General features: G+C 68.8%; 24 protein-coding genes. 6 read left to right on the forward strand and 18 right to left on the reverse strand.

All coding sequences use genetic code 11. The features are described from left to right. Positions 1-149: 149 nt before the first annotated feature. Both E3T33_RS04340 and glgB read left to right on the forward strand, forming a co-directional pair. Positions 150-2126 (forward strand): alpha-1,4-glucan--maltose-1-phosphate maltosyltransferase, encoded by a 1977-nt coding sequence (locus E3T33_RS04340; protein ID WP_277870626.1) that lies wholly within the window; start codon positions 150-152, stop codon positions 2124-2126. A gap of 46 nt (positions 2127-2172) precedes the next feature. Next, complete coding sequence (gene glgB / locus E3T33_RS04345) at positions 2173-4413, forward strand: 1,4-alpha-glucan branching protein GlgB (RefSeq protein WP_092324929.1); 2241 nt, start codon at positions 2173-2175, stop codon at positions 4411-4413. 115 nt (positions 4414-4528) lie between these two features. On the opposite strand, the gene E3T33_RS04350 is transcribed toward glgB, so the two are convergent. After that, positions 4529-5500: a tetratricopeptide repeat protein gene (locus E3T33_RS04350; RefSeq protein ID WP_092324927.1), complete on the reverse strand. Its 972-nt coding sequence runs from the start codon at positions 5498-5500 to the stop codon at positions 4529-4531. Then, a complete protein-coding gene (locus tag E3T33_RS04355) occupies positions 5497-7386 on the reverse strand; it encodes a hypothetical protein (RefSeq protein WP_092324925.1) in 1890 nt (629 codons plus the stop codon). The genes E3T33_RS04350 and E3T33_RS04355 overlap by 4 nt, the downstream gene beginning before the upstream one ends. 270 nt (positions 7387-7656) lie before the next feature. Here E3T33_RS04355 and E3T33_RS04360 point away from each other — a divergent pair, with 270 nt between their 5' ends. Together E3T33_RS04360 and E3T33_RS04365 are read left to right on the forward strand one after the other, a co-directional pair. After that, positions 7657-9270 (forward strand): DivIVA domain-containing protein, encoded by a 1614-nt coding sequence (locus tag E3T33_RS04360; protein ID WP_092324973.1) that lies wholly within the window; start codon positions 7657-7659, stop codon positions 9268-9270. A gap of 53 nt (positions 9271-9323) precedes the next feature. Next, complete coding sequence (locus E3T33_RS04365) at positions 9324-10370, forward strand: AI-2E family transporter (RefSeq protein ID WP_092324923.1); 1047 nt, start codon at positions 9324-9326, stop codon at positions 10368-10370. A gap of 3 nt (positions 10371-10373) precedes the next feature. Here the strand turns inward: E3T33_RS04365 and E3T33_RS04370 are convergent, their stop codons facing one another. The 9 genes from E3T33_RS04370 to rpsB form a co-directional block, all read right to left on the reverse strand. Then, the gene (locus E3T33_RS04370; protein WP_092324921.1) at positions 10374-11117 is read right to left on the reverse strand and encodes an alpha/beta fold hydrolase; all 744 of its coding nucleotides are present in this window, start codon (positions 11115-11117) and stop codon (positions 10374-10376) included. A gap of 22 nt (positions 11118-11139) precedes the next feature. Continuing rightward, positions 11140-11439 (reverse strand): hypothetical protein, encoded by a 300-nt coding sequence (locus E3T33_RS04375; protein ID WP_166784391.1) that lies wholly within the window; start codon positions 11437-11439, stop codon positions 11140-11142. Between the two features lie 61 nt (positions 11440-11500). Beyond that, positions 11501-12082: a lytic transglycosylase domain-containing protein gene (locus E3T33_RS04380; RefSeq protein ID WP_241977090.1), complete on the reverse strand. Its 582-nt coding sequence runs from the start codon at positions 12080-12082 to the stop codon at positions 11501-11503. Positions 12083-12222: 140 nt separating this feature from the next. After that, complete coding sequence (locus E3T33_RS04385; protein WP_092325210.1) at positions 12223-12768, reverse strand: DivIVA domain-containing protein; 546 nt, start codon at positions 12766-12768, stop codon at positions 12223-12225. Positions 12769-12812: 44 nt separating this feature from the next. Further along, positions 12813-13793 (reverse strand): phosphatidate cytidylyltransferase, encoded by a 981-nt coding sequence (locus E3T33_RS04390; protein ID WP_092325212.1) that lies wholly within the window; start codon positions 13791-13793, stop codon positions 12813-12815. Between the two features lie 13 nt (positions 13794-13806). Next, positions 13807-14361 carry a ribosome recycling factor gene (gene frr, locus E3T33_RS04395; protein ID WP_092325214.1) on the reverse strand — a complete coding sequence of 185 codons (555 nt, stop codon included), beginning with the start codon at positions 14359-14361 and terminating at the stop codon, positions 13807-13809. A gap of 32 nt (positions 14362-14393) precedes the next feature. Next, positions 14394-15110, reverse strand: a complete 717-nt coding sequence (gene pyrH, locus E3T33_RS04400; RefSeq protein ID WP_092325216.1) for a UMP kinase — start codon at positions 15108-15110, stop codon at positions 14394-14396. Between the two features lie 116 nt (positions 15111-15226). After that, positions 15227-16054, reverse strand: coding sequence for a translation elongation factor Ts (gene tsf / locus E3T33_RS04405; protein WP_092325218.1), 828 nt, complete (start codon positions 16052-16054; stop codon positions 15227-15229). An 11-nt stretch (positions 16055-16065) separates the two neighbouring features. Then, the gene (rpsB, locus tag E3T33_RS04410) at positions 16066-17004 is read right to left on the reverse strand and encodes a 30S ribosomal protein S2 (RefSeq protein ID WP_092325221.1); all 939 of its coding nucleotides are present in this window, start codon (positions 17002-17004) and stop codon (positions 16066-16068) included. 340 nt (positions 17005-17344) lie between these two features. On the opposite strand from rpsB, the gene E3T33_RS15440 reads away from it, so the two are divergent. Further along, positions 17345-17992 carry a M23 family metallopeptidase gene (locus E3T33_RS15440; protein WP_241982818.1) on the forward strand — a complete coding sequence of 216 codons (648 nt, stop codon included), beginning with the start codon at positions 17345-17347 and terminating at the stop codon, positions 17990-17992. A gap of 29 nt (positions 17993-18021) precedes the next feature. On the opposite strand, the gene E3T33_RS04425 is transcribed toward E3T33_RS15440, so the two are convergent. The 6 genes from E3T33_RS04425 to E3T33_RS04450 all read right to left on the reverse strand — a co-directional run bounded on the left by E3T33_RS04425 (position 18022) and on the right by E3T33_RS04450 (position 24535). Further along, positions 18022-19014, reverse strand: a complete 993-nt coding sequence (locus tag E3T33_RS04425) for a tyrosine recombinase XerC (protein ID WP_092325223.1) — start codon at positions 19012-19014, stop codon at positions 18022-18024. Positions 19015-19056: 42 nt separating this feature from the next. Further along, a complete protein-coding gene (locus E3T33_RS04430; protein ID WP_092325225.1) occupies positions 19057-19962 on the reverse strand; it encodes a phosphodiesterase in 906 nt (301 codons plus the stop codon). Positions 19963-20103: 141 nt separating this feature from the next. Beyond that, a complete protein-coding gene (dprA, locus tag E3T33_RS04435) occupies positions 20104-21357 on the reverse strand; it encodes a DNA-processing protein DprA (RefSeq protein ID WP_134574827.1) in 1254 nt (417 codons plus the stop codon). Next, entirely contained in the window at positions 21354-22889 is a 1536-nt protein-coding gene (locus tag E3T33_RS04440) for a YifB family Mg chelatase-like AAA ATPase (RefSeq protein WP_134574828.1), read from the reverse strand. The genes dprA and E3T33_RS04440 overlap by 4 nt, the downstream gene beginning before the upstream one ends. Before the next feature lie 43 nt (positions 22890-22932). Beyond that, on the reverse strand, positions 22933-23289 hold the full coding sequence (locus tag E3T33_RS04445) for a YraN family protein (protein ID WP_092325231.1): 357 nt from the start codon (positions 23287-23289) through the stop codon (positions 22933-22935). Positions 23290-23416: 127 nt separating this feature from the next. Continuing rightward, entirely contained in the window at positions 23417-24535 is a 1119-nt protein-coding gene (locus tag E3T33_RS04450) for an alcohol dehydrogenase catalytic domain-containing protein (protein ID WP_134574830.1), read from the reverse strand. A gap of 187 nt (positions 24536-24722) precedes the next feature. On the opposite strand from E3T33_RS04450, the gene E3T33_RS04455 reads away from it, so the two are divergent. Next, entirely contained in the window at positions 24723-25532 is an 810-nt protein-coding gene (locus E3T33_RS04455; RefSeq protein ID WP_166784392.1) for a metal-dependent hydrolase, read from the forward strand. Between the two features lie 43 nt (positions 25533-25575). Here the strand turns inward: E3T33_RS04455 and E3T33_RS04460 are convergent, their stop codons facing one another. Further along, positions 25576-26328, reverse strand: a complete 753-nt coding sequence (locus tag E3T33_RS04460) for an SGNH/GDSL hydrolase family protein (RefSeq protein ID WP_241982819.1) — start codon at positions 26326-26328, stop codon at positions 25576-25578. Between the last annotated feature and the right edge of the window lie 241 nt (positions 26329-26569).

The following is a 26569-nucleotide window of genomic DNA, read 5'->3' on the forward strand; positions in this document are numbered from 1 at the left end:
TATTGTGCGGATTGAGGCCACAGGGAAATTCGGTGCAGCGCCGTCGAATCAATTCGCGCTACGGTCGATGGGTGGCTAAGACAGCAAAGACACTCCGCGACCCGCACGAATCCACCAGACTGGCCGGCGCGCCCCCGAAAATCGGCCGGATTCCCATCCTCGACCTGTCGCCGCAACTGAACGATGGCCTGTGGCCCGCCAAATCCTTCGTCGGGGAGGTTGTGCCGTTCCGCGCGACCGCCTTCCGCGAAGGCCACGACCTGATCGGCGTCACCCTGCTGTTGACCGCGCCCGACGGCACCGAAACCCGCCACCCGATGGGCCTGAGCGCCCCGGGAACCGACCGGTGGGAAACCCTCGTGCAGCTGGGCGTCCAGGGGCGCTGGACGTACCGCGTGCGTGCCTACGCCGACGACTGGGCTTCGTGGGAGCACAACGCCGCGATCAAGATCCCGGCGGGCATCGACGTCGAGCTCATGTTCACGATGGGCGCCCGACTTCTGGACGCGGCCGGCATCGACAAGGCCAGGCCGGCCGCCGAACGCCGCCTGGTCCAGGCCGCGGCGCAGACGCTCGCCGACCGGGGGCTGCCGGTCGACACCCGCCTGGCCGTGATCAGCAACAACAAACTGAACGCGGCGATCGCGCTCCGCCCGATCAGCAGCCTCGAGAGCGTCTCCGCGACCCGAACGGTGGTCGTCGAGCGCGCGCGGGCCGGCGTGGGCTCCTGGTATGAGTTCTTTCCCCGCTCCGAGGGCGCCAAACGGCTCGCGGACGGGTCCTGGAAGAGCGGCACCTTCCGCACCGCCGCCAGGCGGCTCCCCGAGGTCGCAATGATGGGCTTCGACGTGGTCTATCTGCCCCCGATCCATCCGATCGGCCGGGCCTACCGCAAGGGGCCGAACAACTCGCTGGATGCCGGGCAGAACGACCCCGGCTCGCCCTGGGCGATCGGGTCGGCCGAGGGCGGCCACGACGCGATCCACCCCGACCTCGGCACCGTCGCCGACTTCCGGTACTTCCTGGGCCAGGCGAGCAAGGTCGGCATCGAAATCGCGCTCGACTTCGCCCTGCAGGCCTCCCCCGACCACCCCTGGGTGGCGGCGCACCCGGAGTGGTTCACGACCCTGCCGGACGGCACGATCGCCTACGCCGAGAACCCGCCGAAGAAGTACCAGGACATCTATCCGATCAACTTCGACAACGACCCGGCGGGCATCCGCGCGGAATCGCTGCGGATCCTGCGCTACTGGATCGACCTGGGGGTGACCATCTTCCGCGTCGACAACCCGCATACCAAACCGCTCGACTTCTGGGAGTGGGTGATCAACGAGATCAACGCCGAGTATCCGGAGGTCGTCTTCCTGGCCGAGGCCTTCACCCGTCCGGCCCTGCTCCAGGGCCTGGCCAAGGTGGGATTCCAGCAGTCGTACACCTACTTCACCTGGCGCAACACGAAGGCGGAACTGGAGGAGTTCTTCGACGGCCTCGCGCACGAGACCGCCGACTTCCTCCGGCCGAACCTGTTCGTGAACACGCCCGACATCCTCTCCGAGTTCCTGCAGTTCGGCGGACCGGCCGCCTTCAAGATCAGGGCCGCCCTGGCCGCCACCGCCGCTCCGACCTGGGGTGTCTACTCGGGCTTCGAACTCTACGAAAGCGTCGCCCGACCCGGCGCCGAAGAGAACATCGACAACGAGAAGTATGAGTTCCGCCCGCGCAACTTCGCGCAGGCCGAGGAGGCCGGCAAATCGCTCGCGCCCTTCCTCACCCTGCTCACCCGCATCCGTGCCGAGCACCCGGCGCTGGGGCAGCTGCGCAACCTGCACATCCACACCAGCGACGACGAGTCCGTGCTGGTGTTCAGTAAGCACCTGGATGCGGCCTTCACCGGTACCGGGCGACCGGACACCCTCATCATCGTCGCCAACGTCGACCCGCACTCGGTTCGTGAGACCCTGGTGCACCTCGACGTCACCCGCTTCGGGCTCAGGCGTGGTGAGACCTTCGAGGTGCACGACCTTGTCTCCGGCGCGGAATGGACCTGGTCCGCCGACAACTACGTGCGACTGGATGCCTTCAGCGAACCGGTGCACATCCTCCAGGTGAGGGGTCCGCGCGCATGAACGGCACCCTCATGACCCAGTCACCACGCAGGAACGGACGGCACGGATGAGGCACGCGGCAGACGGACCGGTCGACGGCCCGGCGAACGGCTCGCACACGAGCGTCCCCGCCGTTCCGGCGCACGTTCTCAAGGCGATCGCCGAGGGGCGCTACTACAACCCCCATGAGGTGCTCGGCCAGCACCTCGTGAGCGCGGGCGGCGCAGCGACCCCGCTCGTGGTCATCCGGGCCCTCCGGCCACTCGCGACCGAGGTGTTCGCGGTGCTCGCGGACGGCGCCCACATCGAGCTCACGCACCTCGATCAGGGCATCTGGCAGGGCGTCAGCACGCTCGGCCTGCAGGACTACACCCTGGAAACCCTCTACGACGGTGTCCCCAACTGGATCGCCGACGACCCGTACCGCTACCTCCCCACCCTCGGCGAACTCGACCTTCACCTGATCGGCGAGGGCCGCCACGAGCGACTCTGGGACGTGCTCGGGGCGCACCACCGCGACCACGCGGGCGTGCTCGGCACCACGAGCGGAACGTCCTTCTCCGTCTGGGCGCCGCACGCGCAGGCCGCGCGGGTCATCGGCGACTTCAACGGCTGGAACGGCGGGGCCCACGCCATGCGCAACATGGGCAGCACCGGGGTGTGGGAGCTGTTCGTCCCGGGCCTCGATACCGGCGCCAACTACAAGTTCGAGATGCTCGCGCAGTCGGGCGACTGGGTGCGGAAAGCGGACCCGATGGCCCGGTACACCGAGGTGCCGCCGAAGACGGCGTCCGTGATCGGCTCATCCGACTACCAGTGGGCGGATGCCGAGTGGCTGGGCGCACGGTCGGCCACCGACCCGCACAACCAGCCGATGAGCATCTACGAGATGCACGTGGGTTCCTGGCGCCCTGGGCTCGGATACCGGGACCTGGCGGACGAGCTCATCGGGTACCTGCACGAGCTGGCCTACACGCACGTCGAGTTCATGCCGCTGGCGGAGCATCCGTTCGGCGGGTCCTGGGGGTACCAGGTCACCGGCTACTACGCGCCGACGAGCCGGTTCGGCCACCCGGACGACCTCCGCTACCTGATCGACCGGCTGCACCAGGCCGGCATCGGCGTGATCATGGACTGGGTGCCCGGCCACTTCCCCAAGGACGACTTCGCGCTGGCTCGGTTCGACGGGCAGCCGCTCTACGAACACCCCGACCCCCGGCGCGGCGAGCAGATGGACTGGGGCACCTACGTCTTCGACTTCGGCCAGAAGCAGGTGCGCAACTTCCTGGTCGCCAATGCGCTGTACTGGCTCGAGGAGTTCCACATCGACGGACTGAGGGTCGACGCCGTCGCCTCGATGCTCTACCTCGACTACTCGAGGGAAGACGGCCAGTGGGAGCCGAACATCCACGGCGGCAATGAGAACCTCGAGGCGATCAGCCTGCTCCAGGAGATCACCGCCACCGCGTACAAGCGCAACCCCGGCACGGTCATGATCGCCGAGGAGTCGACGAACTGGGGCGGCGTCACCGCGCCCACCTCGTCCGGCGGGCTCGGCTTCGGCTTCAAGTGGAACATGGGCTGGATGCACGACACGCTCCAGTACATGCACGTCGACCCGATGTACCGCTCGTACCACCACAACGACATCACCTTTTCGTTCGTCTACGCCTTCAGCGAGAACTTCCTGCTGCCGATCAGCCACGACGAGGTCGTGCACGGCAAGGGCTCGCTGGTCTCGAAGATGCCGGGCGACTCCTGGCAGCAACTCGCCAATCTTCGCGCCTACCTGGCGTTCATGTGGGCTCACCCCGGCAAGCAGCTTCTGTTCATGGGCCAGGAATTCGGGCAGCGGTCGGAGTGGAGCGAGGCCAGGGGCCTGGACTGGTGGATGCTCGACCAGCCCGCCCACCGGGGCCTGTTCACCCTCGTCGGCCAGCTCAACCGGGTGTACCGGGCCAACGCCAGCCTCTGGGCGCGCGACAACGACGCCGGCGGCCTCGAGATGCTCGACGGAGGCGGAGCGGCCCAGAACGTGGTCTCCTTCCTGCGCTGGGACAACGACGGCAACCCCGTGGCCTGCATTTTCAATTTCGCCGGGCATCCGCACAACGACCACCGCATCGGCCTGCCCTTCGCCGGCCACTGGGAAGAGATCCTCAACACGGATGCCGCCGACTTCGGCGGCTCGGGCGTCGGCAACCTCGGCGGGGTCACGGCGACCGACGAACCGTGGGCTGGCCGCCCGGCATCCGCGACGCTCACGCTGCCTCCGCTGGCGGGACTCTGGCTGAAGCTCCGCCGCTAGTGATTCACCGCTGACCTGCGTTTCAGCTCAGTTGCGGAAAAAGTACCCTCACTGTCACAGCGAGGGTACTTTCTCCGCAACTCAGCGAGGACTTAGCGGGGGACTCAGCGGGGACTTAGTAGAGCAGCGCGGTGAGCCGGGAACGAGTCGGCGGCACCCGCGGATCTTCGAGTCCGACGACCTGGAACAGCTCCAGGATGCGTTCGCGAATCGTGTTCTTGCCGGCGGCGTCCTGGGCGGGGAAGAGGGTCAGGAGACGGTCGAAGGCGTCTTCGACGTGTCCGCCCGACAGGTCGAGGTCGGCGACGAGAAGCTGCGCGTCGAGCTCGTCCGGCCCGGCCGCCGCCGCGGAGCGGATCTCCGCGATCGACTTGCCCTGCAGGCGCGCCAGAAGTCGCACCTGGGCGAGACCGGCGACAGCCATCTGGTCGCGGGGGTCCTTGGCCAGGGCCGTGCTGTACTCGCTGATCGCCACGTCGTAGTCGCCGCGTTCGATGGCCTCAAAGGCCTCCCTGTGGTGGGGCGGGAGTTCCGGTTCCGCCGGGAGGGCCGCGGCGACCTCGTCGGGGGCGTCGTCTCCGGCGGGCGTTTGGGCGGTCCCGGTCACGCCATGCTGGGCGGCGAGTTCGAGGACACGCTCGAACACCTCGCGCACCTGCGCCTCGGGGATGGCACCGCTGAAGAGCTGCACCGGCTGGCCGCCGACGACGGCGGCGACAGTGGGGATCGACTGGGCCGCGAAGGCCTGCGACAGCTGCGGGTTCGAATCGACGTCGACCTTGGCCAGGACGATCCTGCCGTCGAACTCCGCGATGAGTTTCTCGAGCACGGGCGTGAGCTGCTTGCAGGGTCCACACCATTCGGCCCACAGGTCGACGATAACGGGGACGGTCATCGACAACTCGAGCACCTCGCCGAAGTTCGCGTCGGTTCCCTCCAGTACGAGGCTGGGCACGGGCACGGGACCACCCGCGGCCGCGCCCGGCGCAGCCGGTGCGCCGGGGGCCGGAGCCGCCGCACGGTTCACGAGCGAGGACAGGTCGACGGCCCCGCGCAGGTTGACGCCGGATGGTGGCAGATTGGTCATTTGAGCTCCGCTGATGAGATCAGTCCCTGGGCGAAGCCAAGGAGAACGATTTTGTCTTTCGAGCCGGCGGCAGGAACGTGGAAGAGGAGCTGCTCGCCGTAGACGCTCTGGATGCCCTTGGCCGTCGCCGAGACGCCGGAGAGCGTTTTGCTCGCACCCGAGGGACTCACCGTCGCGCCGGCGTCGACCGGCTTCACGGTTTCCGTCTCCTTGATGCTCACGGCGACGATGCTTCCGGAGTCGTTGGTGGCCAGGGCGATGGTCTTACCCGTCCCCACCGCGATGCCGAAGGCGATCGATGCCGTCTTGGGCAGGTCGGTCCGCTTCTTCGTCTTCGCTTCCAGGCCGACCTGCGTTCGGAAGGTGTCGCCCTTGGCCTCGAACAGGTCAGCGAACTCGCTTGTGTCGCCCTTCACCAGGATGTCGGCGTAGGCCGCCGCGATCTGGTCCGGCGGCATCAGCAGGAGCCTGGAGTCGGGGGCGATGAGCGGGGCGCCGATGGTCGCCGGGGCGACCTCGGGCACCTGCGCGGCGGGCTCGAGCTGCACGGCGTACTCGACGAGGAAGTTCTCCCGGGGGCCGTCCTGCCTGAGCACGATGGCCGTGGGGGCGACGGCGGGGTCTTCCTTGTCCTGGATCACGGTCATGACCACGCGCGGCCAGGTCGACGTCTGCTGCGGCAGGGTCAGCGTCAGCGGCGAGGCCGGCAACGCGAGGGGCGTCGGGTATTTCTTGTCCTTGGCTCGGATCTTGTAGTTCGCCAGCCGTTGCTCGAGGGCCGGGCCGGTGAACCTGGTCGCGAGCGACGTTGCGTCGAGCGCGGCGTCCGCGTCGCGGGTGAGCACCGCGACCTTGCGCACGATGCGCTCGAGCTGGGGCACGGTGACGGCGGGCGGGGACACGTCCTCGCCCTGCTTCGCCGCCTCGGAGGCAGACGGGCTGGGGCTGGCCGCGGCGCTCGACTCCGAGGATGTGCTCGGCCAGAAATCGGCGGAGCATCCGCTGAGCGCGAGGCTCGAGACGAGCACCACGGGTACGACGGCCCGGAACGATCGCGTGATCGACCGGCGGGGGCCGGTGATCTCGCTGGCCTTGATCGACTTGGGGCGCGGAGCGCGGGGAAGGCGCGGCATCCGGGGGCCCTTGGGCAGGTTGCGACGCGGGCCCCGGGAGCGGCGCATGTGCATCAGGGCCAGCAGGTAGAGGATGAGTCCGATCAAGAGCAGGACCGCTCCCCCGGCGATCAGCGGGCCGGCCAGGGGCGTCGAGTTGTCGGCGGGCCAGTCCAGGGTGATCTCGGTCGGAGCCGGCTGGGTGCCGTCGCTCGCGACGATCAGGGAGATGCCGGCGGGCACATTGATTCGGGTCTTCAGGTCGCGGTCCGCGGTGAACTCCTCGAGCCAGAGGTCTGACCCGGCCGGGTTCGCGCCGGGTTCAGCATCGGCCGGTGCGCCGGGCGCCGGTGTGGCCGCCGGCGTGGCCGTCGGTGTGGCCGTCGGCGCTGGCGTCGGCGCGGCCGCCGGTGCTGTGGCCGTGGCCGTGGGGGCAGGCCTCGGGGCGGCTTCGCCGCTGCGCTTACTCGTCAGCTTGCCGGTCCTGGGTGTGAAGCCGATCTCGGCGTGGGCCTCATCGGCGAGCCAGGCATCGACGTCGGCGGATCGGCCATAGGCCAGGAAGATCGTGCCCGGACCGGAGACCGTAATCGTCTGGCTGCCCGGGTAAGCCCTGAGCGCTTCCGGGGTGATGACCGCATACCGGTCACCGCCCTCAACGGTCGCGCTGAGGCTGGTGGATGCCGGTTCCAGAAAAACCGTTCGCTGCGCGATGCCGAGCATGATCATCACGGCCGCGAGAACGAATGCCACGATGGCAAGAACGAAACGCACGTAAAACCTTTCCTATGTTGCCGACCGGCGGGTGCAGACCTGGGTTCGCACGCACTTTTCGCGTCCGAAGGGCAACAGACACAGTCGTTCTACGATACTTGACTCCCCTGAGAGCCGCCTAATAGTCTCCTGAAGCCCCGCGCCCCCAGAAGTCGGGGGGCCCAGAAGTTGGGATGGAGCCTGAACTCCCGGAATGCACTAAAATCGGATCGGCTCCCCCGCATTCGAACAATCGGGCCTGTATTCGAGCCCGACGACGAGGAGATGGCCGTGGCGGTAGACGACGCTGAATTCACCCAGGTTTTCCGCGGGTATGACAAGGACGAGGTCGACAAGGCCCTCCAGAGCCTGCGGCGCGACCTCATCCAGGCCAACACCCAGGGCGCGGAGGCCGGCAAGGAAATCAAACGCCTCACCACGCGCATAGATGACCTGACCGCCGAGATCGAGGAAGTGGGCAGTCCCACCTTCTCCGGGCTGGGCACGAAGCTCGAGAACACCCTGCGCGTGGCCGAGGAGCAGTCGACCCGTGTGATCGCGCAGGCCGACATCGACGCTGAAAAGCTTCGTTCCTCAGCCGCCGGCGAGGTCGAGAACCTGCGCCGGGAAGCCACGGAGCGTGCCGAAAGCGCGCTCTCCGATGCCACGGTCAGGGCCGGGCGCATGCTCGACGACGCACAGGCCGAAGCCGACTCGGTGCTCGCCGCCGCCCGCGCGGAAGCCGCGTCGCTCACCCAGGACGCAGTACAGGCGGCCGCCGCGATCCGCGGAGCCGTGGCGACGGAGTCCGCGGAAGTGCGGGCGACGGTCAAGCGTGAAGCCGCCGCGCTGCGCTCCGAGGCGGAACGTGAGGCGGCGGAGGTACGCGTTGTCGCCCAGCGCGAGGCCAGCGTGGCGCGAGAGGTTGCGGCCGGGCTGACCGCCGAGACGGAGCTCACGCGCGCCGAAGTGGCGCACGAGCTGGACCAGGAGCGGGCCGACCTCGCGCGGGAGTCCGAGCAGGCCAGGATCGACTTGGCGGCCGAAACCGAACAGGCACGCCTCGACCTGGCGCGCGACGGCGAGCAGTCTCGGATCGAGCTCGCCCACGACGCAGAGCAGACGCGCACCACGCTGGCGGAGGAGGTCGAGCAGACCCGCACCGATCTCGCCCGCCAGATCGAGGCCGATCGGATCGCCCGCCAGATCGAGCACGAACAGGCGCACACGGACCTCACCCGCGAGCTTGACGCGGAACGCGCCGCGGCAGCACGCAAGATCGACAAGGCCCGGGCCGACCTGGCCTCGGAACTCGAGCAGGCCCGGGCTGACCTGGCCCGCGAGAATGAGCAGGCCACCGCCGACTTCGTCGCGGAAGGCGAGCAGGCCCGGATCGACCTCGAAAACAAGCTGACGGCGGGACGCAAAAAGGGCGACCGTGAGGCGGCCAAGCTCAAGCGAGAGATCGACCAGACTCGAGCCGACCTCGAACTGGAGCTGAAGGCCAGGCGCGACGAGGCAGAGCAGGAGCACCTGGCCCGGCACCAGGAGGCCGTGTTGCTGCTGAACACCTTCCAGACCGAAGCCGACACGCAACTCACCGAGACCACCGCGCGCACCCTCGAACTTCGTGCGATCAACGAGCAGCTCGACTCGGGAGCCAGGGAGGAAGCCGCGACGCAGCGCAAGCAGGCCCAGGCCGACGCGGACCGCATTGTGCGCGAAGCCGAGACCAGGGCCAGGGCCCTCACCAAGGAAACGACCACGCGGACACGCCTGCTTGTCTCCGACGCGGAAGACCGCCTCTCCCAGATTAGGATTGAGCGCGACGCGGTGGCCGGCTACTTCGAGAGCCTCCGCAGTGTTCTCACACAGGCGGAAAAGGTCAACAACGCCGACAAGTAGGTCCGAGCCAGGCAGGTTCGGGCAGGTAGGTCCGACATTTTGGGGGAATTCGCGTGAAAATTCAGAACGCGTTTCGCGTCGGCCTGATCGGTACCCTCGGCGTGGGTCTCGGCCTGCTCATCATCTCGTCGGTGGTCACGCTGCAGACGATCATCGTCTACATCGGGGCGGCGTTGTTCATCGCCCTCGGCCTCGACCCGGCGGTGTCCTGGCTGCAGAAGAAGGGGTTCCCGCGTTGGGCGGCAATCCTCACCGTGGTCGCGGCCGTCGTGGGTGTACTGACCGGCGTGATCTTCGCCGTCGTGCCGATCATCGCCGAACAGGTGAAGGAACTCTCCAAGGCCATCCCCGACCTCGTGAAGGCCGTCAACTCGGCCACCTTCCTGGCCGACCTCCAGAAACAGTTCCCCGGCATCGACGTCAACGAGGTCGTGAAGACGGTGACCGAATTCCTCGGCACCAACCTGACGACGATCACCACGACGGCCATCCAGTCCGGGCTGGCCATCATCAGCGGCCTGTTCGGCGGGCTGATCATCCTCATCCTCACGCTCTACTTCACGGCTTCACTGAGCAGCATGAAGCGCGGCGTGTACCAGCTGGTACCGGCGTCCAGGCGTGAGCGTTTCACCGACATCAGCGAGCAGATCACGACCGCGGTGGGCCGGTACGTTGTCGGTCAGGCCTCACTCGCTGCGTGCAACGGAGTGCTCAGCTTCATCTTCCTGTCGATCATCGGAGCGCCATTCCCCGCCCTGCTGGCGTTCATCGCGTTCCTGTTCTCCCTGATCCCGCTCGTCGGGACGATCACCGGATCGGTGATCATCGTGCTGACCTGCCTCATCCCGGGCATCAGCTCGCTTGAGACCGCAATCGCCGCGGCGGTTTACTACCTGATTTACATGCAGGTGGAGGCATATGTGCTGAGCCCCCACATCATGAGCCGCGCCGTGTCCGTTCCCGGGGCCCTCGTCGTGATCGCGGCGCTGGCCGGCGGCTCGCTGCTGGGCCTGCTGGGCGCGTTGATCGCGATTCCCGTGGCGGCGGCCGTCCTGATGATCATCAAGCAGGTCGTCATCCCGAGGCAGAACGAACTCTAGGAGTTACGGGCCGACCCATTCGGTCGGAAGCGGAAGCGCGGCCGGGTTCACGACCGCGACGATCTCGTTCAGGATGCGCCGGGTCTGGTTCTCCCCCACCCACAAGTGCTTTCCGCCATCGACCGCGATGAAGCGGGTGGTGGGCACCGAGGCAAATCGTTCCCTGGCCTCTTCGGGCCGCAGGTAGTCGTCGTGTTCGGGGATGATGGCCACCAGCTGGCGCTCGTTTCCGGCCCAGGCCGCCAGTTCTGCGTCCGTCGCCCGGTGCAGCGGCGGCGAGAGTAGGATGGCGCCGCGGATCGGGTGCTCGAGGCCGTACTTGACGGCGAGCTCCGTGCCGAACGACCAGCCGACCAGCCACGGGTTCGGCAGTCCGCGTGCGGCCACGAAGGCCATGGCGGCGGCGACATCTTCGCGCTCGGTCACGCCGCTGCCGAAACTGCCGCCGCTCGTGCCCCGGGGCGAGGTCGTGCCGCGGGTGTTGAAGCGCAGCACGGCCAGGTCGGCCAGGGCGGGCAGTCGTCCCGCGGCCTTTCGCAGGATGTGCGAATCCATGAACCCGCCGCTGGTGGGAAGTGGGTGCAGCGTGACCAGGGTGGCCACCGGCGTGCGGCCCACGGGCGTCGCCAGCTCACCGACCAGGGTCAGGCCGTCGCTCGTGTGCAGTTCGATATGTTCGCGCGTAGCTGGCAGCTCGATGCCGCCGCGGATCTCGACTCCGTGCGTGCTCTCTGCGTTCGTGGTCATGCGTCATCCTCCGGCAACCGGGTCAATTGATTTTCCAGCAGTGTGAATGCCAGTGTCGTCGGGCAGCGATGTCGGCTCCGTCGCCGAGGACGCCGTCGCCCCGCCACGCGACGATATGCGCGACGCCGGGCACGACCCGGAGGCCGCAACCGGGACACACGTAGTTCTTCAGGGCCTGCGCCGCCGGCACCGGTTGAACGTGCCACTGGCCGTCACGACGGATCTCCGTGCGACGCCAGCCCGCCAGCAGGCTGGACAGATCGGCTTCGCCGTCATCGTCGACGCCGGGCTTACGGCCCCTGGGGCGGTTGCTACGAGGCATGAGACCAGTCTATGGGGCTGGTTTCGGGAGCCGGCTTCGGGCGCCGGTGCCAGCTGTGCGCCTAGTACCAGCCGTCGGCCTGGGACTTGCCCCAGGCGCCGCAGGGCGAGCCGTACCGGTCGGTGATGTAGCCCAGGCCCCACTCGATCTGGGTTCCGGCGTTCGTCGCCCAGTCGGAGCCGGCCGAGCCCATCTTGGATCCGGGGAGTGCCTGGGGAATGCCGTAGGCGCCGCTCGAGGAGTTCATGGCATTGACGCGCCAGCCCGACTCCTTGTTCCACAGGGAGACAAGGCAGTTGAACTGGTCTTCGCCCCAGCCGCGCGCAATGACCTTGCCGTGCGCGATGGCCTGGGCGGAACCCGGGCTGGGCACGGCAGCATCCGGCGCTGCGAAGCCTGCTGAGGCCGCCGCCTTTGGTTTGGGCTTGGGCTTTGGCTTGGGCTTCTCGCCCACGGTGAAGCTGTCGCGAGAGACGGTGTTCGTGTAGCTGCCGGCTACGAGAACTTCCTGGCTGGCCTGGCCGGCGAAGCGGTCCCCGGCCGGCTGGAAGTACGGAGACGCCGTTGCGCCGGAGTACGGGTCGATGACGCTCACCAGGACGAAGGCGGATGCCGCCGTGAAAGCGAAGACACCCAGGGTCAAACGGCTCCGCGAGCGGGGTCTGACCATCCGGGCCCTGGGCGGCTGGTGAGCCGCAACAGGTTCGATTACATTCAGATGTCTACCCACGATTTGTCGAGCCTAGCCCAGATCGGCGGTCACAGCGAGATAACAGGCCGATGTCAGCGAACCGCGAGCATCAGGTCGACCACGCCGTCGAGCACGAGATCGACCTGCGCCTCGCGGTATCCGCCGCGCTGCGGACGGAAAACGGCGGTGCGCACGTCGTCGACGCTGAGCGCGCGGCCTTTCTCCAGGTGTTTGACGACTCGGCTCGTGAACCGGTCGACGTCGGCGAGGCTGTAGCCGACGGTGAGCACGCTCGTCCGCGTGAAGCGGTGCCCGGGCGGGCGAGTGAGCCGGTCGACGATCTCCTGGGTCTTCTTGCTCGCCTCCGCGGAGATCGCCTGGCGGCCCTTGGTCCGCACCGCGTCGTCACGCTCGCGCGCGGCGAAGGCATCCTCGAGGCGCTCCAGGGCTGCGTCGACGTGCGAGGGAGAGTAGCCACCCTTCTGCATCGCGAAGGCCGTGTGACGGATGGACTCGGCCGTCAGCTGCTCGGAGACACCCTTCGCGTCGTACGCGCTCCGGGCCGCTGCGAGGAAACCATCGACCTGCTCGACGCTGTAGCCGAGAGTCTTCTTGTCGGTCAGGGGAAAGGTGCTCACCGCTTCATTCTCTCGCACGCTCGGCTTCACTGCTGCAACCGGGCTCAGGCGAAGATGAGGAAGAGCGCGTAAGCGGCTGCGGCGGACGGGAGGATCGAGTCGAGCCGGTCGAGGAATCCGCCGTGTCCGGGAAGCCACGAGCTCATGTCTTTGATGCCGAGGTCACGCTTGATGAGCGACTCGGCGAGGTCGCCGAATGTGGCGGTGACCAGGATGACCGACCCGAAGATCAGACCGAACCACCACGGCTGGCCGAGCATGAAGAGCGAGAGGAGCACGCCGGCGACCATGCAGACCAGAGCGGCCCCGGCCAGGCCCTCCCAGGTCTTCTTGGGGCTGATGCCGGGGGCCATCGGGTGCTTGCCGAACGACAGGCCGCTGGCATAGGCGCCCGTGTCGGCGGTGATGACCAGAAGGAGGAATGCGAGAGTCCACCACTGGCCTCCCGGTTGGGCGGCCAGCAGCACGGCGAAACTGGACAGGAAGACGACGTAGGCCTGGATCAGGAATCCGGCGCCGATGTCTCCGAGCACGCTGCGGAACTCCGCCCGGTGCGCGGGCCAGGCGAGCAGTGCCATCCGCCAGAGGGCAATCAACAGGATGCCGGCCAGCGTAGCCAGCCATTGGCCCTCGGCGCCCCAGTAGAACGCGGCCGGGACGACGGCTACGGCCGCGATGACGACCGGGATCCGGGGAACGATGCGCCCGGCGTGACGCAGAGCCTGGGCGAATTCGAAGGCGGTGAACGCCACGATCACGCCCGCGAAGACCATGAACAGTTCCTTGATGAAGATCAGGCTGAACACCATCGTCAGCCCCAGCACGAGGCCGATCAGCACGGCCAGGATCAGATTCCGGCCCGTTCGCGCCTCGATCCGAACATTCGTGGCATCGATTTGCGCCCGGGTCGCCTGAACCTGGCGTTCAAAGTCGGCTTTGGTGGCCTCGACCTGCGCCCGGAATTCGGCGCGGTTGGTGCCACGACCGCGCTTGGGGGGCTGGGAGCCGGGAGGATCCTGGGTCATGACGGCGACTCCCCTAGATCTCGAGGAGCTCGGATTCCTTGCGCTTGAGCGCGTCGTCGATGCTGTCGACGTGGCTCTTGGTGATCAACTCGAGTTCCTTCTCGGCACGTGACACCTCGTCTTCACCCACGTCGCTCTTCAGCGCGTCGAGCTCGTCCTTGGCCTTGCGGCGGAGGTTTCGCACGGAGATTTTCGCATCCTCGGCCTTGGTCCGAACGATCTTGACGTATTCCTTGCGACGGTCGGCCGTCAGCTCGGGCAGGGTCGCCCGGATGATGACACCGTCGTTGCCGACGTTGGCCCCGAGGTTGGGGGTGTCCCGGATGGCCACCTCGATGTCGCGGAGGGCGCCCTTGTCGTAGGGCGTGATGAGCAACGTGCGCGCCTCGGGGTTCTGCAGGGAGGCGAGCTGCTCGAGGGGCGTCATGGTGCCGTAGTAGCTGACCAGGATCTTCGCGAACATCTGGGGGTTCGCACGCCCCGTCCGAACGGTTGCGAAGTCGTCTTTGGCGGCTTCGACGGCCTTCGTCATGCGCTGGGTGGAATCGGACAGAACATCCGCAATCACGGGGACTCCTTCTTCGGTGGGCAGGATCAAGCTTAGTTGGAGACGAGGGTTCCCAGATCGGCGCCCAGAATCGCAGCCGTGACGTTGCCGTCCGGCTTCATTCCGAACACCTGCATGGGCATCCCGTTGTCCATGCACAGGCTGAAGGCGGTGGAGTCGACGACCTTGAGGCCGCGCTGCAGGGCTTCCTGGTAGGTGATGCGGGCGATCTTCGTCGCATCGGGGTTGGTGCGCGGGTCGTCGGAGTACACGCCGTCCACACCGTTCTTGGCCACCAGGACGACCTGGGCGTCGATTTCCAGGGCGCGCTGGGCGGCGACGGTGTCCGTGGAGAAGTACGGAAGGCCCGCCCCGGCGCCGAAGATGACGACCCGGCCCTTCTCGAGGTGACGTTCGGCGCGCCGCGGGATGTACGGCTCGGCGACCTGGGTCATGGCGATGGCGGACTGGACGCGGGTTTCCGCGCCGGCCTGCTCGAGGAAGTCCTGCAGGGCGAGGGCGTTCATGACGGTGCCGAGCATCCCCATGTAGTCGGCCCGGCCGCGGTCCATGCCGCGCTGGGAGAGTTCCGCGCCACGGAAGAAGTTGCCGCCGCCGACGACGATGGCGATCTCAACGGTCTTGGCCGCTTCGGCGATTTCGCGGGCGAGGGAACTGACGACGTCGGGGTTCACGCCCAGGGCTCCTGCCCCGAACGCCTCCCCGGAAAGTTTGAGGAGGACCCTGCGCTTCTTACCCGTTTCTGACATGCCGTGCGAGTCCTTCCGTTGTGACGTGGTTCTAAAGCTACTGCGTGCACCTGCGAGTGAGGGCACAGAAAAGGAGACCGGATTGCGTTCGCAATCCGGTCTCCCTCATGGTGAAGCTACGCGCCGACCTTGAACCGGGCGAAGCCCGAGACGGTGACTCCGGCATCGGCGAGGACCTTGCTCACGGACAACTTGTTGTCCTTGGCGTAGTCCTGCTCGAGCAGGGCAACCTGCTTGAAGTACGCGGTCACGCGACCCTCGACGATCTTGGGGAGTGCCGCTTCCGGCTTCCCCTCGTTCTTCGAGATCTCGGTGACAATCCGACGCTCTGCCTCGACGGCGTCCGCAGGGACGTCTTCGCGGGAGAGGTACTCGGGGTTGGCGAACGAGATGTGCTGCGCAATGCTGCGCGCGGTCTCCGCGTCGTCACCCGAGTAGCCGACGACAACGCCGACCTGCGGGGGCAGGTCCTTGCTGGTCTTGTGCAGGTAAACCGCGAACTTCTCACCCGTGACGGATGCGACGCGACGCAGTTCGAACTTCTCCCCGATGATGGCGGCCTCGTCGTTGATCAGCTCGGCGACGGTCTTGCCGTCGGCCGGTGCGGCCAGGCCCTCGTCGACCGTGGTGGCGCCGGCAGCCGCGACCGCGTCGATGACCTTCTCAGCCAGGGCGACGAACTTGTCACCCTTGGCGACGAAGTCGGTCTCGCAGGCGAGCTCGATCATCGTGGCGGTGTTGCCGATTTCCTTGGCGGCGACGAGCCCCTCGGAGGTGGAACGGTCGGCGCGCTTCGCGTTGCCTTTCGCCCCCTTCATCCTGAGGAGTTCGACGGCCTTCTCCATGTCGCCATCGGCTTCAACGAGGGCGTTCTTGGTGTCGACCATGCCGGTGCCGAGGCGTTCGCGCAGGGCCTTGACTGCTTCGAGTGTGACGTTTGCCATACCTGGTGTCCTTACTTGGTCTCTTCGGCGGGTGCGTCTGCGGCGGCAACCTCTTCGGTTGCGGCCTCAGCGGCAACCTCGGTGGCTGCTGCTTCTTCGCCGGCGACCTGCTCGGCGGCAACCTTCTCGGCTGCAACCTCTACGGTCTCGGCGGAGGACTGCTCAGGAGTGGTCTCCGTAGCGGCCTCGGCCTCAGCGGGGGCGGCCAGGAGTTCGGCTTCCCAGGCGGCGAGGGGCTCAACTTCGGCCTCCGGCTTGGCGTGACGCTGGATGAGGCCCTCGGCTGCCGCGTCCGCGATGATGCGGGTCAGCAGGCCGACGGAGCGGATGGCGTCGTCGTTGCCCGGAATCGGGTACTGGACGTCGTCCGGGTCGCAGTTCGTGTCGAGGATCGCGATGACGGGGATGCCGAGCTTGCGGGCCTCGTCAATGGCGAGGTGCTCCTTGTTGGTGTCGACAACCCACAGCGCCGACGGCGTCTTCGTGAGGTTGCGGATACCGCCGAGGCTCTTGTGAAGCTTGACGAGCTCGCGCTTCTTAATGAGCATTTCCTTCTTCGTGAAACCGCTCTTGGCGGTGTCCTCGAAGTCGAGCTCTTCGAGCTCCTTCATGCGAGCCAGACGCTTTGACACGGTCTGGAAGTTGGTGAGGAGGCCACCGAGCCAGCGCTGGTTGACGTACGGCTGGCCGACGCGCTGCGCCTGCTCCGAGATCGATTCCTGCGCCTGCTTCTTGGTGCCGACGAAGAGGATGGTGCCGCCGTGGGCAACCGTCTCCTTGACGAAGTCGTACGCCTTGTCGACGAAGCCGAGCGACTGCTGAAGGTCGATGATGTAGATGCCGGAACGCTCGGTGAAGATGAAGCGCTTCATCTTCGGGTTCCAACGTCGGGTCTGGTGCCCGAAGTGCACGCCGCTGTCGAGCAGCTGGCGAATGGTTACGACGGCCATGAGCCGTTCTCCTTGTCCGGCGCGCGCTGCGAGGCAGCAAAACGCCAATCGGTTTCACGCGGCAATCGGTCGATCGCCTCTCCTGGTGCCCGGCACACAACCGCCCCTGCTTCCTGCGAAGCGGGGACCGAATGGTCGTGGAGGCCGAATGGGCACGCGTAGTCAGCGCACTAAAGCGCTGCTGGGATGAGTTTAGCACCAGGCCGACCGGGTCCGCGGACACCGTCGTTCGCCACCGGGCCGGCACCAGGCCTTCCACCACAACCGCGGCGCCGAGCCGACCCCGCACGGATGCCGGCCCCGGGCATCCGGACGGCGGGCGCACGCACAGGGTGGGTACGTGTCCTCCTCCCGAGCATCCCCGTTCCGGGTGTGGCCGTTCGGGGCGCCGCCTCCCCGAGCATGGCCGTCCCGGGCGCTGCCGTCCCGTTTGCTGCTGTCCCGGGCGCTGCCGTCCCTGGCGCGGCCGTCCCGTGTGTTCGCCGCGTCGCTGCTCGTCCCGTTCTGGCTGCTGCCCGGCTCCTCGCCTCCGGCCACCTGGCTCTGGCCAGTGCCTGCTCCGCACTCCGTGACGAGGTCGTTCGAGGCCCCGGCCTCCCCCTACGCCGCCGGACACCGGGGCATCGATCTCCCCGAGCGGCGGGGCGCCCCCGTTTTCGCACCGGCGGGAGGCGTTGTCTCCTTCTCCGGCGTCGTCGCCGGCCGCCCTGTGGTGTCGATCAGTCACCCGGGCGACCTGGTCTCGACCGTCGAGCCCGTGATCGGCGTCGTTCCCGTAGGCGACCGTGTTGCCGCCGGGCAGCGAATCGGGCTGATGGCATCCGGCGGCCACTGCGCGGACGCCTGCCTACATTTCGGCGTGCGGTTGCACGGGCAGTACGTGTCGCCGATGCTCTTGCTCGGCGGGGTTCCCCGCGCCGTGCTCCTGCCCCTGCAGGCCTCAATCCTCCGCGAAACTGCAGTTGTGCCGCTTAAAACGCCCTCATAACGTGCACAACTGCGGTTTCGCGGGGAGCATCAGGCGCGGGGGTGGGCGGTGCGATAGCTCTGCTTGAGCCGCTCGGCGGATACGTGGGTGTAGATCTGCGTGGTGCCCAGGCTGGAGTGCCCGAGCATCTCCTGCACCGCACGGAGGTCGGCCCCGCCGTCCAGCAGATGGGTGGCCGCCGTGTGCCTGAGCGCGTGAGGACCGGCCGGCCCCGCTCCCGGGAACTCGACGAGGAGACTCGCGACGAGGCGGTACACGGCACGCACGCCGAGGCGCGTGCGCCTGGTTCCGAGGAAGAGTGCTGACGGCGCCGGCGACGAAGATGGCCGGGACTGCGGCGAGGACTGCGCCGCAGCGCGTGCCGCTGCCGCAGTCTGGGCGGCTGTTTTCGAGGCGGCCGGTGCCGCGGCCAATACCGGACGAGCCCGACGGATGTAGTCCACGATCGCGCCCTGCGCCGGGACCCCGAACGGAACCACGCGTTCCTTGCCGCCCTTGCCGGTGACCCGGACGGTCAGCCGGTCCAGGTCGACGTCGCCGACGTCGAGGCCGACGAGCTCCGACACCCGCAGGCCCGACGCGTACAGGAGCTCGATCACCGCCAGGTCCCGAAGCGCCGTGGGCGCACCGTGCTCGGCTCGTAGCGCCAGGGAACCGAGGAGTTCCTGCATCTGGCTGCGGTTGATGACCCGAGGCAGCGTGCGGCCGGGCTTCGGCGAGCGCAGCCGCACGCCCGGGTCGACCGTGCCGGCACCGGTTCGTGCCAGCCACGCCGTGAAACTCCGGGCGGAGGCCGAGTGCCGGGCGATCGTGGAGCGAGCGAGCCCGGCCTGGGTGCCCGACCAGAGCCAGTCGCGGAGCAGGTCCAGGCTCAGGGCATCCGTCGTGGTATGCCCGCGCAGCTCCGCGAAGGTGGCCAGCGCGGCGAGGTCGGTGCGGTAGGCGCGAATGGTGTGCGGCGAGAACCCGCGCTCCACCGTGAGGTAGAGCACGAAGTCGTCGATGGCGCGGTCCAGGTGCACTCCCCCGGCATCGACCCCCGCATCGGATATCACCGCAGCGCCTCAGGCGTGCCGGGAGAACGCCTCGGTGCGTTCCTCGGCGGTGAGGCTGGCGAAGCGGTCGAGGAATGCGGCGTCGAAGTGCGTCACCACGTCGTAGGCGCCGAGCGGCACGTGGGAATGCACGACCTGGTCTTCGTACACGCGCACCAGATTGAATGACTGGCCCCCGTCGACCCCGGACAGCTCGCGCCGCGGCGCGCTCGGGTCGAGCGTGTAGCAGGTGGCGGCGGCCACGGAAACGGGGATGCCCGCGAACTGCCCGGTCGTCGCGGAGTGCATGTGGCCGCCCAGAATGGACCGGATGTCGCTGCCTGCGATCACCTCGGCCAGGCGCGGCTGATCCCGGAGTTCGAGGATGCTCATCAGTGCCGTCGGGGTGGGGACCGGAGGGTGGTGCAGGGCGAGGAGGCTGCCGTGGGGGGCCGGATCCGCGAGCACGCCGGCCAGCCAGGCCAGCTGTTCGTCGGACACCTCGCCATGGTGATAGCCCGGCACGCTCGTGTCGAGCACGATGACCCGGAGGCCGCGGATGTCGAAGACCGCGTCGACCGGCCCGGTGTTTGCCGATTCCTCTTCGCGCAGCAGTTCGGTGCGGAAGGCCGCCCGCTCGTCGTGGTTGCCCATGACCCAGATGACCTGGGTGCCGAGGCGATCGGCGGCCGCCTCTACGAGGTCCCGCACGCGCCTGTACGCGTCGGGCTCGCCCCGGTCGGCGATGTCGCCGGTGAGCACGATGGCGTCGGGGCGCAGCCCTGATCGTTCCAGCTGCTCCAGCGCCCGCTGCACCGTGCTGTCCGTGTCGACGGCTCCAAAGAGCGGCCGCTCCGCACCGAGGAAGTGCGTGTCGCTGAGGTGCACCAGGAGGTGCGAGGCCGGCGAGTACTGGCCCCAGTCTTCGTCTGGCATGGATCCCCCTGGTGGGTCTGATTCGTGGGTCAGCGACCACACTACGACCAACCACCGGCACTCCCCGTGTCGGCTCGCGAACAGCCGGCCGATGGGATGAACGCCGGAGCGCTCTCGATCCCCGAGCCCACAGGCCAGGCATCACGTTCCGCGGCCGATCGAGACCCAACCGGTCTCGCGCTCGCTCACCACCCCGTCGAGGTCGAGCGCGCCGAGGGCGCCCAGTACGGCCGCGGTTGACATCCCGGCCCTGCGCGCGATGTCGGGCACGGGGCGCGGGGACCTTCGGCTCAGCGCATCGAGGACGCGGATCTCCTCGCTGGTGCGGGAATCCGTCCCGCCCGCGGCGCCCTCGGCCTCGATCCGGTCGAGGGCCCAGACCCCTTCACCGGCAAGCTCGGCCATTTCTGCGGCGGTGGTCACGCAGACGGCGTCGAACTCGCGGATGAGGCGATGGCATCCGGCCGAGGCGGGCGATGTGACGGGCCCCGGAACCGCGCCCAGGGGACGGCCGAGGGCGGCGGCGTGGCCGGCTGTGTTCAGCGAGCCGGATCGCCAGCCCGCCTCGACCACGACGGTGGCCGCGCCGGCAGCGGCTATCAACCTGTTGCGCTGGAGAAATCGCCATTTCGTGGGCGCGGCGCCGCACGGCAACTCGGATACGACGGCGCCCACCTCGGCGATGCGGCTGATCAGCGCGTCATGACCGGTCGGGTAATGCCGGTCGACTCCCCCGGCCAGGAACGCGAGAGTAATGCCCTCGCTGGCGAGGGCCGCGCGGTGGGCCATACCGTCGATCCCGTAGGCGGCGCCGGACACGATAGCGAAGCCGCGGTCGACGAGCCCGGCGGCGGCCTCCATCGCCACGTGCTCGCCGTAGCCGGTCGCTGCCCGGGCACCGACCAGGGCGACCGCGTGCGGGAGAGCGTGGAAGGCCGCCGGGTCGCCGCGCCACCAGAGCGCGATCGGGGCGTGCAGGCCGAGATCGTCGAGCGACGCCGGCCAGAGCGGGTCGGAGGGCAGGAGCAGTCGCGCCGACACCCGCGCTGCCTGCTGCAGGGAATGGATGACCTCGGCGGAGGACAGGCGCGGGCGCCACCGCTGTAGGCCCTGCTCGAGCTCGCTCTCGAGCTCCTCCCCGGCGACGCCGCTCTCCCGCACGGTGACCGCGAGCCGCTCCGGCGTCCACGTCTCGAGGACGGCGTTGAGGGCCACGCTCGCGCCCAGGCTGCCGACGAGCAGACCCGCGACCCCGTCGCCCGGTTCGGCGATGCCGGTCCAGGCGGCTCGGGCGAACACGTCGGCCGGAGCATCCCGCTCCGACTCATCGCCGCCCGGGTGCACGCCCCTCGCCAGCCCCACGATCACCGACTCCTCCAGCCCGAACAGTGTCATGTCGTCATTCCCTTCCTCAGGTAGAGCGCCTGCCCGACGTGGTCGGCGCCCGGGCGCTGCACGCCGTCGAGGTCCGCGATCGTCCAGGCGACTCGGAGCACGCGGTCGTAGCCGCGCATGGTGATTCCGCCGCGCTCGAGCGCACGGTCGAGGGTGGCCGTGATCGATCCGCCGAGGCGCGATTGCGGGCCACGCAGCCAGGGTCCCGGGACCTCGGAGTTGAGGGACCACGGCGTGCCGGCCAGGCGGTCGGCGGCCGCCGCCCTCGCGTCGATCACGCGGCCGCGCGCGGTGGCGCTGGAGCGCCGCGACTCGTCTGCCGCGAGGCGCAACTGGGCCGCGGTGACGCGGGTCACCCGCAGCTGGATGTCGATCCGGTCGAGGAGCGGCCCGGAGATGCGGGCGAGGTAGCGCCGCCTGGCGCTCGGCGGGCAGGTGCAGTCCAGATCGGTGGAACCGTACTGACCGCAGGGGCAGGGGTTGGCCGCCATGACCAGTTGGAACCGGGCGGGAAAGCGTGCCGTCGCGTTGGCTCGGTGGATGATGATGACACCCGACTCGAGCGGCTGACGGAGTGCGTCGAGCACCGAGGAGGCGAACTCGGGCGCCTCGTCGAGGAAGAGCACGCCGTGCGAGGCCCGCGCCGCCGCGCCAGGCCGGATCTGTCCGCTCCCGCCGCCCACCATGGCCGCCGCGGTCGCCGTGTGGTGCGGGGCCTCCAGCGGTGGGCGTGTGATGAGCGCGCGCCCGAGCGCGTGCCCGCTGAGCGAGCGCATCGAGCTGACCTCGAGGGAGGCCGCGGCGTCCAGATCGGGCAACAGCCCCGGCAGGCGCGCAGCGAGCATGGTCTTTCCGGAGCCGGGCGGCCCGAGCATGAAGACGTGGTGGCCGCCCGCGGCGGCGATCTGCAGAGCGAGCACGGCATCGTCGTTGCCGAGCACGTCGACGAGGTCGGGCTCTTCGACGTGCTCGGCAGGGTCCGCCGGCGGCACGATCGCGTCGACGGGGATCGGCTCGAGCCGGGCGCCGTGCCAGATCGCCGCGTCCCGCAGGGTGGCGACGCCGATCACGCGCATGTCCGGGACGAGCGACGCCTCGTCGGCGCTGCCCGCGGGGACCATGACGGTGGTGTGCCCCAGCCTCGATGCGGCGACGACGGCCGGCAGTATCCCGGGCGTGGGACGCAGCCGTCCGTCGAGGGCCAGTTCGCCGATGTGCACGACGCCGGCCACCGAGTCGGCCGAGATGAGCTCGTCGGCGGCGAGGCAGGCGACCGCGATGGCCAGGTCGAAGCCCGAGCCGTGCTTCGGCAGCGCGGCCGGGGACAGGTTGATGGTGAGGCGGTTGCGGGTGAGGGGGCAGCCGGAATTCGCGGCCGCGGTCCGCACGCGATGCGTCGCCTCCGATAGCGCGGCATCCGGCAGCCCGATCAGGAACATCCCGGGAAGCTGGCCGGAGATGTCCGCCTCCACCTCGACCAGGGCACCGGTGAGGCCGAGGAGGGCCATCGCGTGGGTTCTGGCGAGCCCCATCAGGCTCGCCCCGCCGGAACGCTCCGAGGCCGGAGCCGCCCCATCAGAACACCCCGGCGAGATGTTCGATCACCGGCGTCTTGCCGGGCTCGGCGATCACGGCGATCGCGTCGATCCGGATGCGGCCCGGCCATGCGTCCGCCTGCTCGCACCAGGCCGCGGCCAGCCGGCGCAGCCTGGCCAGCTTGGCGACCGTGATCGCTTCGAACGGATGCCCGAAGCCGGTGCCCGAGCGCGTCTTCACCTCGACGAAGACAACCTCGCCGCCACCCTCGACGACGAGGTCGATTTCACCCTGCGGACACCGCCAGTTGCGGGCGATCACGCGGTAGCCGGCATCGGTCAGGAAGGCCGCCGCACAGGCTTCCCCGCGCCTGCCCAGTTCGTCTTTGCGAGCCACGAGCACCTCCGGCCCCCAGCGTGTCGGAGGAGGAGGTTCCCGCCGCCGTCAGGGGCGGTTTCGGTGCGGGATGGGTCGCGCGCGGTCGCTGTGGAGGAACCGGCGAGCATCGGCGCCACCCGGTTCCCTATTCCATCGCGAACAACCGACGGACGACCCGTCCCTCGGCCAGGGCATCCAGGCCCTCGTTGATGTCGGCGAGCGGCCGGGTGTCGGTGTGCAGGAGCTCGACCGGAAGCTTGCCGTCCCGCCACATCTGCAGGTAGAACGGGATATCCCTGGCCGGAACGGAATCGCCCATGTAGGAGCCGAGGAGCCGCTTGCCGGCCCCAGCGAACTGCAGGGCCTGCACGGTGATCGTCTGGTCGGGGTGCGGCAGCCCGACGGACACCAGGGCTCCGCCGCGGGTCAGCAACCCGAGGCAGGCCTCCATGACCCGCCCGCTGCCGACGGCCTCGATGGCCACGTCGACCCCGTCGCCGGCGTGCTCCGCCACCAGCGCGGCCGCCTGTTCGGGCGAGCCGGCGACGTGCGCACCGCAGCGGAGCGCGAGCGCCTGCTTTTCGGGAAGCGGGTCGATCGCGATCACCGTGGTGCCCGGCACCTGCGCGGCCGCCATGACCGCCATCAGGCCGACGGCCCCGAGACCGAACACGATCACCGATTCCCCCTCGCCCAGTCGCGCGGTGTTGAGTACGGCGCCCATCCCGGTCAGCGCGGCGCAGCCGAACATGGCGGCAACGTCGAAGGGCACATCGTCGTCGACCACGACAACGGATTCGCGGGCCACGACCGCGTACTCCGAGAACGCCGAGACTCCCAGGTGGTGGTTCAGCCGGTCGCCCGAGCCCGTACGAAGCACCGCATCGCCGTGCAGGAGGTCCCCGGCGGCGTTCGCGATCGCGCCCCGGTGGCAGAGGGCGGGCCGGCCGTGGTTGCACGCACGGCAGTCGCCGCAGCTGGGCACGAAGACGAGCACCACCCGGTCACCGACACGCACGTCGGTGACGCCGGACCCCACCTCGGCGATGGTTCCCGCGGCCTCATGGCCGAGTGCCATCGGCAGCGGCCGGATGCGGGAGCCGTCGATGACGGACAAGTCTGAGTGGCACAGGCTGGCGCGTTCGATCTTGACGAGCACCTCGCCGCGCCGTGGCGCCGGCACATCCACCCGTTCCAGCGAAAGCGGGCGGCTGGTCGCGTAGGGGCGGACGGAGCCGGCGTGGCGGAGAACGGAGGTGAGCATCGTCGCTGGAGTCATGGTCCTCAACCTACTTGGCGGCGCGCCTGACGAACGGCGGCCATGTCACCGGCGGCACCTACAGTGGGAACCGTCGGCATCCGCTCAAGCGAGGCCCGGCGACACTCCCCGCCGAAATCCCTCGCGAATTCGGCGTGCAAAAGACACGTGCAACAAGACAGGACCCGCGCTCATGATGGGTGGACACCACGCCATGTCCGGCGCCGCCGCCTGGATCGCCGTCACGGCAACGGCGGGGCACGGCCTCGGCCTCTTCCCCGTCACCCCGGTCGGCACAATCGCCGGTGCGCTGCTCTGCGCCGGGGCGGCGCTGCTGGCGGATGCCGACCACGGCTCCGCGACCATCGCCCAGTCCGTTCCCGTGCTCGGCAAACTCGTCACCTCCGGCATCTCCCGGGCCTCCGGAGGGCATCGGCACGGCCTGCACAGCCTGCTCGCACTGCTCTGCGCCTGGTTACTGGCCACCGGCTTCGGCCACATCGTCTGGCAACCGGAGTGGTGGCACGAGCCCGTCAGCTTCGGCCCGGCCGTACTGACCGCGGCCGCCGTCGCGTTCGCCGTGAAGGCGCTCGGGTTTTCCGACGGCCCCTGGCCGGTGGCGTGGCTGATCGGCCTCGGTGTGGCGGCGTTCATCGCCCTCTATGCTCCCGAGCAGCAGGCCTGGTTCGTCGTCTGCTTCACCCTCGGCTACGGCATCCACCTCGTCGGCGACTTCCTCACCACCGGTGGGCTGCCCCTGCTGTGGCCCTGGGTTCCGAAACCGCCGCGCTGGCGGCGGAAGGTGCCCCTGTTCAGCAGCCTGTGGTCCAGGGGCGGTTACCTCGCACTTCCGGTGCTGGGCAATGCCGGGTCACGCCGCGAGTGGTTCCTGCTGGTCCCGGTCACGGTCTACGTGGTCTACGGGATCCTCTTCGCTGTGCTCGCGATGGCCGGCGTCGACCTGGGCGCGTTCATCGACACGGAGTTCGCCGACTTCCTGTGAAGGCCGGCGCCACAGAACCTCAGAGCCTCAGAGCCTCAGAGCCTCAGAGGCCCAGCTTCGCCAGCTCGGCGTCCATCCGTTCGGCCAGTGCCCGGTAGCCGTCATCATTGGGGTGCAGCCCGTCCCCGGCCATCCATTCGGGATGACCCTCGATCCAGTGCGAGGCGCCCGGGATGTAGCTGGCACCGACCTGCGCCGCCGCGTCCCGCACCCAACCGATGATGCGCTCGACCGAGGAGGGCCGCGCGTCCGTGTACCAGAACGGCTCCACGACGATCAAGCGGGCGTCCGGGAGGGCCTCGTGCAGCCTGGTGAGGTCATCCGCGATGGCGGCCCGGATGTCAGCGGCTCGGTCGGGCATCGAGAAGTTGTCGTTGAGGCCCATGGTGACCATGACGATGTCGGGATTGGCGCTGATCACCTGGTCGACGAGGTCGGGACCGGGCCGCGAGTCGCGCTTGTTGACGAACCCGAGGCCATTGACGCTGGGGTTCACTTCGTTCCAGCCTCGCTCGGCCGACACGATGGTCGACCAGCGCTTCGCCGGGCCGGAGGCCCCGGTGCCGAGCGTGTAGGAGTCGCCATAGAAGGCCGCCGTCGGGCCGGTGGCGGAGTCCTGGTCGGATGCGACCGGCGTTCCGCTCCTGACGGCGGCGCAGCCCGTCACCACGACGAGAGCCGTCACCATGCCCAGGCCGGCCAGCAGCCAGGCGGCCAGCCGCCGGCGCGAGGTCAGGCGTGAGGTCAGGCGTGAAGACAGGCGCGAGGTCAGGTGTGGGGCCGGGCGTGAGGTCATGGGAATCCTTCGGAGCGAGCGTCCGTTTCGCTTGGCCTTCGCTTGGCCTTCGCTTGGCCTTCGCTTGGACTTCGCTCGGCGTTCGCCCGGCCCGTGGCAGGGCGGTCGAGGCTCAGGTGGAGTCTAGAGGGTCGGGGAACGCCGGGCGTCAGAACGGGGGTGGCGGGTCGATCCGGGTGGCCGGTTCGGTCGTGTACTCCCGGCCGGCGGGCGAGGTCCAGGTGAGCGTGCCGTCCCTGGC

Origin of the sequence: Cryobacterium sp. TMT1-2-1 (assembly GCF_004403955.1) — a bacterium.
In the GTDB taxonomy this organism is placed as follows: domain Bacteria; phylum Actinomycetota; class Actinomycetes; order Actinomycetales; family Microbacteriaceae; genus Cryobacterium; species Cryobacterium psychrotolerans.